Below are 10,277 nucleotides of genomic sequence, written 5' to 3' on the forward strand. Positions count from 1 at the left end.
CTGGTCGCGTGGAGCGGGACGTTGCCAGCCCCAGCAATTTCGCGAAGCAGCAGGCCACCACCGAGGCCGAGATCCTGGCACGCCGGGTTTTTTTCCATGATTTCCTGCACCGCCTGCGGGGGCAGCCCAACGACCTGCTGCCCTTCGACGCGGTCAACCGCCTGCGCCCTAAGGGCGAGCACTACCTGGGCCTGCGCACCATCGAGGTCGACAAGATCGTGGGCTCGGTCGACCGCTACGGCGACTTCGACGAGCACTTCCTGCCCAAGGAGCCCTACACCATCGAGCGCTGGACCCGCCTGCGCGAGGCGCAGCTCGAGGGCACCGAGTTCCCGCCCATCGAGGTTTATCAGGTAGGCGACGCCTACTTCGTCAAGGACGGCAACCACCGCACCGCCCTCGCCAAGGTCCAGGGCCAGCACTACATCGACGCCTACGTCATCGAGCTCGAGGTCCCGGTAGACCTCAGCCCGGAAGACACCCTGCGCGACGTGATCCTCAAGGGCGAGTACGCCCACTTCCTCGATCAGACCAAGCTCAGCCAGCTCCGCCCCGACCACGAGGAAATCCTCTTCACCAAGGCCGGGCGCTACGACGTGCTCGTCGAGCACATCCGCACCCACCAGTACTTCATGGGCCTCAACCAGAAGCGCCACGTGACCTGGGAAGAGGCGGTGGCCGACTGGTACGACAACCTCTACCGGCCCACCGTGGAGGAGATTCGCGAGCAGGACCTGCTCAAGGACTTCCCCGGTCGCACCGAGGCCGACCTGTACCTGTGGGTCTCCGACCACCGTTACTACCTCTCGCAGGCCCTGGGCCACGACATCGGCCCGGAAGAGGCCACCGTCTCGGCCCAGCGCACTGCCTATAAGGGGCCGCTGGCACGGGCGCTCGAGTGGGTGAGCGGGCTCTTCCGGCGGCGGAGGCCGCAGATGGGGTAGCTGCCGATGGCCGAGCGTCGAACGCCGATGGCCGATAGCCCATAGCTGATAGCCAAACGCCAAACGCAAGACGCAAAACGCCAAACGCAAAACGCCGAACGCAAGACGCCGAACGCAAGACGCCCTAGACCCTTGACAAACCACGAACTGCTCTTCGCCCGCTTTTCGCCCCCGGGATTTACCGGGATAAAATCGCCCTGTGTTCGCCCTCGAGTCCAGTCAGCTTCGCCTGGAGGTAAACCCTGAGGTCGGGGCCAGTGTGGCCGCGTTCGAAGCCCGGTTAGGGGGAGAGTGGGTGCCTGTCATGCGCCCCACGCCCCGGCCGCTGCCGCAGAGGTCCAGTCCCTACTCGAGCTTCACCCTCGCGCCCTACTCCAACCGCATCCGGGGGGCGCGGTTTCGCTTCGCGGGGCGGGAGTACCGGCTGCAGCCCAACACCCCGGAGGGCAACGCCCAGCACGGGGACGTGCGCAACCGGTCCTGGCAGGTCGAAAAGCCCGGCCCTGGCACCCTGGTCTGTAGCTTCGAGTCGGGGTGGTTCGAAGACGTCAACTGGCCCTGGGCCTTCACGCTGCTCAAGACCTACCGCCTCGAGGGCAACACCTTCGACACGGTGCTCGAGCTGACCAACGCCTCGGATGAGCCGATGCCGGCGGGGTTCGGGCTGCACCCCTACTTCGTGTGGCGCTTGCCGGGTTCGCGGGACGTGGAGCTTCAGTTCAGCGCGAAGGGCTACTACCGGACCGACGCGAGCCTGATCCCCGACGGGCCGATGGGGGCGGTGCCTGCCGAGCTCGACTTCAGCCGTTCCCGCGCACTGGGCGAGCAGAAGGTCAACGGGGTCTACGGGGGCTGGGACGGGCGGGCTAGGCTCGAGTGGCCCGGCAGCGGGGTGCGGATGTGGCTCGAGGCCGACCCGGTGTTCTCTCACCTGGTGGTCTTCACCGCGCCCGACGGCACGCTGGCGGTGGAGCCCGTCACCAACGCCACCGACGGCTTCAACCTGATGGCGCAGGGCGTGGAGGGGCACGGGGTGGTGGTGCTGGGGCCGGGGGAGAGCCTGAAGGGCCGGGTGCGGCTGCGGCTCGAGGGGCTTTGACGCCCATCCTGCGCGGGCCGGCTGTCGCGCTGATCCCCGACCGGCCTCAGCCCTTGCCGATGAGGTAGACCCCCAACAGGTACAGCCCCAGCACCAGCAGCTTGACCGTTACCAGCAGCCACAGCCAGCGGCGCACCTCGGGGTCCATGCCCCAGGCATACCACCCCTTGGTGTGAGGGGCCCCGGGAGCGCCATGAGAAAGTGCAGGCTACCGCCGGGTCGCCAGCACGAAGCCGACGAGGCACAGCAGCAGTCCCACCGCCCGCACGGGGGTGAGCTGCTCGCGGAAGAAGATCAGGCCGATGGGCACCAGCAAGAACAGGGCCGCCACGTTGGCGACGATGGGGGCCAGGGCCAGGTTCCAGCCCGCGCGGTAGGCCAGCAAGTAGCCGAGTTCGAGGCCCACGACCGCCAGAGCCAGCGCCGCCGGGGCCCAGTTCATCCCCCTGAGGAAGCCGCCCAACGAGCGGTCAGCAGGGTAGAACAACAGCGCCACCGTACACACCACGATCCCCAGGGCGTACACGAAGATCAGGGCGTAGAAGGGGTTGAGCGCGTGGGGCATGGAGCGCTGGGCGATCTGGTAGAGAACGATGCTGGCGACCACCAGCCCGATGGAGAAGAGGTAGAGGCTCATCGCCCACAACTCTACGCCCCGGGCGGTGCTCGACAGGACGAGCTTGCGCCCGGCGGGGAAACTGTATACAGTATACACGTGACCGAGTTCCAACGCCCCAGTTCGGTGCGCGAGGCGGCCTACCTGCACCTGCGCGAGGCCATCCTGGGCGGGACTCTGCTGCCGGGGACGCGCATCTCGGAGCCGGGGCTGGCCGAGAGCCTGGGCATCAGCCGCACGCCGGTGCGCGAGGCCTTGCAGCGGCTGAGCCAGGAGGGCCTGGTCGAGCTCTCGCCCAACAAGGGGGCGCGGGTGCGGGTGATCACGCCCCAGGAGGTGCGCGAGGTCTACGAGGTGCGGGCCTTGCTCGAGGCCGAGGGCGCCCGCCTGGCGGCACAGCGGGCCAGCGAGGCCGAGCTCGAGGCCCTCGCCCAGCGGCTCGAGGCCCTCGACCGTATCCCCGCCGAGCAGTACCCCGAGCAGATGCGCGTGGACTTCGAGTTCCACAGCCTGCTGATGGAGGCCAGCCACAACCGCACCCTGGCGCGGGTCTACCAGGACCTGCGCTCCGGGCTGGCGCTGGTGCGCGCGCACCAGCAGACCCTCTCCCAGCACCCCAAGACCCGCGAGCAGCACCGCCAGATCCTGCAAGCCCTTCAGGCGCGCGAGGCCGAGCGGGCCGCGAGGGCCGCCAAGGCCCACGTGCTCTACTTCATGGAAGTCGTACTCGAGGCCGCCCAGCGGCAGGGAGGACAGCAGTGGACCTGAACCAAAGCTACCGCTCGTTCGTGCTGGCCATCGCCCAGAACGAGACCTTCAAGAAGCTCGTCATGACCCGCGGCAAGAACTTCGCCCGCCGCTTCGTCGCGGGGGACACCCTCGAGCAGGCCCTCGCGGCGGTGGAAGGGCTCGAGCAAGACGGCGTGCACGCCATCTTAGACCTGCTGGGCGAGATGGTGACCTCCGAGGCGCAGTCGCGCGAGTTCCAGGCCGAGATCGTCCGGCTGGTGCGGGCCTTCGGCACCCGACCTTACCCGCGCTACGTGGCGCTCAAGCTCACCCAGCTAGGTCTCGACCTCTCCGAAGACCTGGCTTTTTCGTTGATGACCGAGATCCTCATCGAGGCCCGGAAGGCCGATTGCTTCGTGCGGATCGACATGGAGGACAGCCCGCGCGTGGACGCGACGTTGCGGGTCTACCGGCGGCTGCGCGAGGGGGGCTTCGACAACACCGGGGTGGTGCTCCAGAGCTACCTCAAGCGCACTGAGCGCGATCTCGAGGAACTTCTGCCCCTCAAACCCGCCGTGCGCATCGTCAAGGGGGCCTACAAGGAGCCGGCGGAGGTGGCCTTCCAGGACAAGCGCATCATCGACAGCCAGTACCTGCTGCTCGCCAAGAAGGCGCTCGAGCACGGCCTCTACACCGCCGTCGCCACCCACGACCCCCGCATCATCGAGGAGATGAAGCGCTGGACCGCCGAGCGGGGCATCGGCAAGGAGGGTTTCGAGTTCCAGTTGCTCTACGGCGTGCGCCGCGACGAGCAGAAGAAGCTCGCCGCCGAGGGCTACACCGTGCGGGCCTACGTCCCCTACGGCACCGACTGGTACCCCTACCTCTCCCGCCGCATCGCCGAGCGCCCGGAGAACCTGGTCTTCGTGGCCCGCAGCCTGGTGCAGGGGTGAGCGGTGCCTAACGCCGAATGCCCAACGCCGAACGCTGGACGCGGTCGTACGTCGTACGCCGAACGCAAAACACAAGACGCCAGACGCAAGACGCCAAACACCAAACGCAAGACGCCAAACGCCAAACGCAAGACGCCTCGGTCCTCAGCCCTCGACATGACTCAAAGGAGCCAACCATGACCCCCGAACCCTACCGCCCCGAACCCGTAGAGACCTTCCTGAGCCCCGAGCCCCTGGCCGCCATGCACAAGGCGCTGGTGGAGGTGAAGGCCCAACTGGGCCGCCACTACCCCCTCATCATCGGCGGGGAGAAGGTGGACACCGCCCGCAAGGTGGTCTCCACCAACCCCTCCGACCCCGCGCAGGTGGTGGGCACCACGGCCATGGCCTCCGCCTCCGAGGCCGACGCCGCGCTCGAGGCCGCCTGGAAGGCCTTCGCGAGCTGGAAAAAGTGGCCCCAGGAGGACCGCAGCCGCCTGCTGATGAAGGCCGCGCACGTCATGAAGCGCCGCCAGCGCGAGCTCGAGGCCTGGCTGGTCTACGAGATCGGCAAGAACTACGTCGAGGCCGCCGCCGAGGTGGCCGAGGCCATCGACTTCCTGCGCTACTACGCCATCCAGTCGCTCAAGTACGCCGCCGGTGCGCCCGTGACCCACTTCCCCGGCGAGGACAACGAGGCCTTCTACATCCCGCTGGGCGCGGGCGTGGTGATCGCGCCCTGGAACTTCCCCCTCGCCATCCTCTGCGGCATGATCATGGGCCCGGTGGCGGTGGGCAACACCGTGGTGGCCAAGCCCGCCGAGGACACCGTGGTGATCGCGGCCAAGCTCTTCGAGATCTTCGAGGAGGCCGGGGTTCCGGCGGGCGTGGTCAACTTCCTGCCGGGCGAGGGCTCGGAGGTGGGGGCGCACCTGGTGGCCCACCCCAAGACCCGCTTCGTCAACTTCACGGGCTCGCTCGAGGTGGGCCTGCGCATCAACGAGACCGCCGCCAGGCTCGCCCCCGGCCAGCTCTGGCTCAAGCGGGTCTTCCTCGAGCTCGGCGGCAAGGACGGCCTGATCGTCGATGAGACCGCCGACCTCGAGGCCGCCGCGCTGGGCACCGTGCAGAGCGCCTTCGGCTTCCAGGGGCAAAAGTGCAGCGCCGCCAGCCGCCTGATCGTGGTGGACAAGGTGGCCGACCTGGTGGTCGAGCGCGTGGTCGAGCGGGCCCGCCAGCTCAGCGTGGGCCCCGCCGAGGAGAACCCCGACATGGGCCCCGTCGCCAGCGCCCAGCAGGAGAACACCGTCAGGAAGTACCTCGACATCGGCCAGGACGAGGGCAAGCTGGCGCTGGGCGGCCACCGCCTGGAGGGCAGCGGCTACTTCTTCGAGCCCACCGTCTTCGACCACGTCGCCCCCGACGCCCGCATCGCCCAGGAGGAGATCTTCGGCCCCGTGCTCTCGGTGATCCGCGTCCCCGACTTCGACGCCGCGCTCGAGGTCGCCAACGGCACCCGCTTCGGCCTCACCGGCGGCGTCTACTCGCGCAGCCGGGACCGGCTCGAGCGGGCCCGCCGCGAGTTCCACGTGGGCAACCTCTACTTCAACCGCAAGATCACCGGCGCGCTGGTGGGCGTGCAGCCCTTCGGCGGCTTCAACCTCTCCGGCACCGACACCAAGGCCGGCGGCCCCGACTACCTGCTCAACTTCCTGCAGATGAAGAGCGTCACCGAGCGGTACTGATGGGGCCGGGGGGTGTTGTGCGCTGAACGTCGAACGCCTAACGCGGGTCGTACGTCGTACGTGATACGCCCAATGCCGATAGCTGATAGCTAAACGCAAGACGCAAAACGCAAAACGTCGAGGGGCCGGGTCTCAGACCCGGCCCCTCTCCCTTTCTACACACGGGGAGAGTTAGGGAAGGGGGTTCTCGCAAGCCACGGGCTACCCTGAGCCCTCGGCCGTTAGCTCACCTTCTCGAACTCCGTCAGGATCTTCTCGGTCTTGGCGTCGCGGATGCGCTTGATCAGCTTGCGGGCCTCGTGCTGGTCGCGCAGGGTTTTGGAGAGGATGATGGTCGAGCCGACGGTGAAGAGCAGGCCCATGGCCAGGTAGCCCTTGACCCACAGGTTCACGGGCAGGAAGATCACGCCCAAAGCGGTGCTGCCGAGCGATATGGCGAAGCAGATCTGGACGAAGGCGACCCAGGCCGGGGAGTCCTGCTGTATGCGGTCTTCTTCAAACATGCCAACCTCACGATTGGGATATTCTGGAGCTCCGACAATAAATTACCCGAACCTCACTGTATTGGCAAGCTCGAAACGCAAGAATTGGCATTTTTATCCGCGCCGACCTCTTGCTAGATGGCAGTGCCTCTAAAATTCCTGGTCGGCCTCGTGCAGGCGCTTGCCCCACAGGCTCTGGGGGCGGTGGTGCTCGAGCACGATCGCGGCCACCCGTTCGTCCTTGATGTGCCGCGCGGCGTACTCCGGGTGGTGCCGGCGCACCTGCCAGGCGCCGTACAGGCCGCCCTTGAGGGGCTCGGCGGGGACCTTCGGGCTGTAGAGGCCGGCCAGGATGCGCTCGAGGGGGTAATAAGGCCTCAAGGCTTTGCCGCTGTCGTGGAGCAGGGCGGCCCGCACGGCGTAGCCCGGGGCGTCGGGGTGGCGGGACAGCAGGGTTTGGGCGACCTCGAGGGCGTGCTCGCGGTCGCGCACGTCCATGGCGCGGTAGAGCGGGGCTTCTTCGGGGGAGAGGCGCTCGAGGGCCCAGGCATCGTCCGGCCGGCACAGGGCGGGGAGAAAGGACCGTAGCAGCCGACGGAATCGCCCGATCACGCTCTCATGATATAGTTCCGCTGGGACGTTAAGCCGATGAGCCCGGCAGCGGGCTCGACCTATGAAGGAGGACCACGATGAGGGCGTTCGTAGCAGAGTTCATCGGTGTTTTTGCCCTGGTTTTCGCGGGTATCGGGGCCATCCACGTCACCGAAGGCGGGGAACTGGTGGCGGTGGCCCTGGCCCACGGCCTGGCGATCAGCCTCATGATCCTGGCGGTGGGGCACGCCTCGGGCGGGCACTTCAACCCGGCCGTGACCTTCGCCATGCTCATCACCGGCAACATCAAGCTGGTCCCGGCCGTCGGCTACTGGGTGAGCCAGTTGCTGGGCGGCCTGGCCGCGGCGGCGCTGCTGGCCGGGCTTTACGGCAGCGAGGCGGTGCTCAAGGGCACCCCGGCGGTGGGGCTGGGCTTCAGCACCCCGCAGGGCCTGGTGGCCGAGATCGTCCTGACCTTCTTCCTGGTGCTGGTGATCTTCGCGACCGCGCTGCACCAGAAGCTGCCGGTGGCCGCCTTCGCCATCGGCCTGACCATCGCCATGGACATCCTGGCCGGGGGCGCCATCTCGGGCGCGGCCATGAACCCGGCGCGGGCCCTGGGGCCCGCCGTCGTGGGCGGGGGGTGGGCCGACCACTGGATCTACTGGGTAGGCCCGCTGGCGGGGGCGGCCATCGCCGCCGTCCTCTACACCCAGATCTACATGGTCAGCGACGAGGAGGAGGCCAAGCTGCCCGTGGACCTCACCCCGGACCAGCCCTCTTCCTAAGGCCGGGAAAAGTGCGGCGGGAGGCCTTTGGCCTCCCGCCGTCTCGTGGCGGCTTCAGGAGACCAGGGGGAGGAGGTCCTCGAGCTGCCACAGCAGGTAGCGGCCGTCGCGGGGCTCGGGGAGGCCTTGCAGTTGCATGGAGTAAGCGGGCATGCCCAGCCGCCGGGCTGCTTCGACGTGGTGCGGGTTGTCGCCCACGTAGATCACCTCGCTGAGCGTCAGGCCCATCTGGGCCACGGCCATCTCGTAGGCCCGGGGGTCGGGCTTGGCGACGCCCATGCGGCTGGAGGCGAAGAAGTGCTGGAAGCTCAGGTCGAGGCCATGGTAGGCCAGGCTGTCGCGCAGGGAGGGGAGCGTGTTGGAGAGCACGCCCAGGATCAGGCCCTGGCCGCGCAGTTCGCGCAGCACCCGGGCCACGCCGCGCACCGGCTTGAGGAAGCGGTAGTACGGCCACAGCACCGCGATCTCCTGGGGGGTGGGCCCTTTGGGGCTGATGCCCAGGTTGTCCAGCAGGGTTTGGGCCGCCGCCAGCCAGTGCTGCTTCTCGGCTTCGGGGGAGAGAATTTCCAATTTGCGGATCTTCTCTAGCTGCTCGTCCGCCATCCGCCTGACTTCGCGCAGCACCTGGCTGGGCGTGGGCCCGTAGCTGGCGAGCCACTGCACGAAGTGGTCGTAGGTTTCATCGTTGGGCTCGAGAAGAACCCCATCACGGTCGAAGAGGACGCCACGAATCACCATCCCCGCCAGTGTAGTGGGTCACAATTGCCCTCCGCTGTGAGATTTGACAAGCGAGGGCGTTATCTGGTAGGAAGCGCTCCTACCAATGCTTGGGGGTGGCCTCCTCGACAAGCCTATAGGTTGTGTGTAACCCTTTTCGTTGTCCGGAACGGAGCTTCACGACCCGGCGGGGCCGGTCGGCGCTAGGGAAGGGGAGGGTAACAAGGGGTCACGCCCTGCTCGCTGACCAGGTAGTGCATCGGCAGGTCCCAGGGGTCGGTAGGCAGCTCCGGGACGATCAAATCCTGCGGGACGAACCCGACGCGCAGGGCGTGGGGTGCCTCGAGCAGGAAGCGGTCGTAGAAGCCCTGGCCGTAGCCCAGGCGATACCCGCGCCGGTCGAAGGCCAGCCCCGGCAGCACCACCGCCTCGAGCACGCCGGGCTCGACCTGGGGCGCGGCGGGGGAGGGCTCGAGGAAGCCGTAGCGGTGCTGCACCATGGGCGCGGGGAGGGGGTGGACCCGCAAGCTCCGGCCCTCGGTGCGGGGGAGGTAGTAGTGCGCCGGGTGAGCCTCCATCACCCCGGCCGGGTCGGGCTCGTGGCCGAAGGCGCTGTAGAGCAGGACGTGCCGCGCGCCGTGCTGGGCCAGCAGCGTGGCTAGGTGGGCGTTCATCCGGGGCGAGAGCTCGGCGACGGGGAGGCCCCTGCGCCGCTCACGGGCCCACTTTCGCCATTCGGGCTTGCTCGAGGGGGGTGGCGCGTCGGTCACCCGCTCATTCTCGGGGATTCGTGCCCCTGGGGGAAATGGGCGGGGGGAAAAGCCAAGCCCTCCCCGCGGGGAGGGCTTCCTCGAGCCCGAGCTTCAGCCTTCGAAGCCCAGCAGGAAGGGGTCTTCCAGCATCTCCGCGACGAAGCGGCAGAAGCGGGCGGCGTCGGCGCCGTCGATGAGGCGGTGGTCGTAGGTGAGGCTGAAGGGCATGATGTTGCGCGGCTCGAACTCGCCCTTCTCGGCGTTCCACACCGGCTCCATCGAGCTGCGCGAGACGCCCATGATGGCGACCTCGGGCCAGTTGACGATGGGGGTGAAGCCGGTGCCGCCGATGCCGCCGAGGTTGGAGATGGTGAAGCTCGCGCCCTGCATCTCCTCGGGGGTGAGCTTGCGGTCGCGGGCCTTGGCCGCGATCTCGCCGAGCTCGAGGCCGAGCTGGATGACGCCTTTCTTGTCCACGTCGCGGATCACCGGCACCAGCAGGCCGGTGGGGGTGTCCACCGCGACCCCGATGTGGATGTAGTCCTTGAAGACGACCTCGTTGGAGGCGGTGTCGATGGAGGCGTTGAACTTGGGGAAGGCCTTGAGCGCGGCGGCGGCCACCTTGAGCAGGATGGCGGTCATGGTCAGCTTGCCGCCCTTCTTCTCGGCGCGGGGGCCGTACTTCTTGCGCAAAGCTTCCATCTCGGTCACGTCGGCCTTGTCGAACTGCGTGACCATGGGGACGAGGCTCCAGGCCTGGGCCATCGAGCGCACCGTGGCCCGGCGGATGCCCGACATGGCCTCGCGGCGGGTGGGGCCGAACTTGCCGAAGTCGGGCAGGGCCGGGGCCGGGACGGCGGCGGGAGCGCCCGCGGGGGCTGC

The 10,277-nt window shown here is 68.1% G+C and carries 12 protein-coding genes; 6 read left to right on the plus strand and 6 right to left on the minus strand.

Annotated elements, in window-relative coordinates; genetic code table 11:
• Positions 1-8 precede the first annotated feature (8 nt).
• Together MEICH_RS0118235 and MEICH_RS0118240 are read left to right on the plus strand one after the other, a co-directional pair.
• Entirely contained in the window at positions 9-944 is a 936-nt protein-coding gene (locus MEICH_RS0118235) for a DUF4032 domain-containing protein (protein WP_027893781.1), read from the plus strand.
• A gap of 199 nt (positions 945-1,143) precedes the next feature.
• Positions 1,144-2,043, plus strand: a complete 900-nt coding sequence (locus tag MEICH_RS0118240; protein WP_027893782.1) for an aldose 1-epimerase — start codon at positions 1,144-1,146, stop codon at positions 2,041-2,043.
• A 208-nt stretch (positions 2,044-2,251) separates the two neighbouring features.
• Here the strand turns inward: MEICH_RS0118240 and MEICH_RS0118250 are convergent, their stop codons facing one another.
• Positions 2,252-2,758 carry a hypothetical protein gene (locus MEICH_RS0118250; RefSeq protein WP_157202898.1) on the minus strand — a complete coding sequence of 169 codons (507 nt, stop codon included), beginning with the start codon at positions 2,756-2,758 and terminating at the stop codon, positions 2,252-2,254.
• On the opposite strand from MEICH_RS0118250, the gene MEICH_RS0118255 reads away from it, so the two are divergent.
• The 3 genes from MEICH_RS0118255 (at position 2,759) to pruA (ending at position 6,065) form a co-directional block, all read left to right on the plus strand.
• Positions 2,759-3,427, plus strand: a complete 669-nt coding sequence (locus MEICH_RS0118255; RefSeq protein ID WP_027893784.1) for a GntR family transcriptional regulator — start codon at positions 2,759-2,761, stop codon at positions 3,425-3,427.
• Entirely contained in the window at positions 3,418-4,341 is a 924-nt protein-coding gene (locus MEICH_RS0118260) for a proline dehydrogenase (protein WP_027893785.1), read from the plus strand. Before MEICH_RS0118255 ends, MEICH_RS0118260 begins: the two co-directional genes overlap by 10 nt.
• Before the next feature lie 176 nt (positions 4,342-4,517).
• The gene (gene pruA / locus MEICH_RS0118270) at positions 4,518-6,065 is read left to right on the plus strand and encodes an L-glutamate gamma-semialdehyde dehydrogenase (protein WP_027893786.1); all 1,548 of its coding nucleotides are present in this window, start codon (positions 4,518-4,520) and stop codon (positions 6,063-6,065) included.
• 221 nt (positions 6,066-6,286) lie between these two features.
• Here pruA and MEICH_RS0118275 read toward each other — a convergent pair whose 3' ends face one another.
• Both MEICH_RS0118275 and MEICH_RS0118280 read right to left on the minus strand, forming a co-directional pair.
• Positions 6,287-6,568, minus strand: a complete 282-nt coding sequence (locus MEICH_RS0118275) for a YiaA/YiaB family inner membrane protein (RefSeq protein ID WP_027893787.1) — start codon at positions 6,566-6,568, stop codon at positions 6,287-6,289.
• A 129-nt stretch (positions 6,569-6,697) separates the two neighbouring features.
• Positions 6,698-7,156: an HD domain-containing protein gene (locus MEICH_RS0118280; RefSeq protein ID WP_027893788.1), complete on the minus strand. Its 459-nt coding sequence runs from the start codon at positions 7,154-7,156 to the stop codon at positions 6,698-6,700.
• An 80-nt stretch (positions 7,157-7,236) separates the two neighbouring features.
• Here MEICH_RS0118280 and MEICH_RS25970 point away from each other — a divergent pair, with 80 nt between their 5' ends.
• A complete protein-coding gene (locus tag MEICH_RS25970) occupies positions 7,237-7,926 on the plus strand; it encodes an MIP/aquaporin family protein (protein ID WP_036219690.1) in 690 nt (229 codons plus the stop codon).
• Positions 7,927-7,980: 54 nt separating this feature from the next.
• On the opposite strand, the gene MEICH_RS25975 is transcribed toward MEICH_RS25970, so the two are convergent.
• The 3 genes from MEICH_RS25975 to MEICH_RS25980 form a co-directional block, all read right to left on the minus strand.
• Positions 7,981-8,664 (minus strand): HAD family hydrolase, encoded by a 684-nt coding sequence (locus MEICH_RS25975; RefSeq protein ID WP_051304336.1) that lies wholly within the window; start codon positions 8,662-8,664, stop codon positions 7,981-7,983.
• A 182-nt stretch (positions 8,665-8,846) separates the two neighbouring features.
• Entirely contained in the window at positions 8,847-9,413 is a 567-nt protein-coding gene (locus tag MEICH_RS0118295) for a 5-formyltetrahydrofolate cyclo-ligase (protein ID WP_027893789.1), read from the minus strand.
• Between the two features lie 93 nt (positions 9,414-9,506).
• Positions 9,507-10,277: 2-oxo acid dehydrogenase subunit E2 (locus MEICH_RS25980; RefSeq protein WP_036219691.1), on the minus strand; the 771-nt coding region annotated here is incomplete at its 5' end.

The organism is Calidithermus chliarophilus DSM 9957 (assembly GCF_000430045.1).
GTDB lineage: Bacteria > Deinococcota > Deinococci > Deinococcales > Thermaceae > Calidithermus > Calidithermus chliarophilus.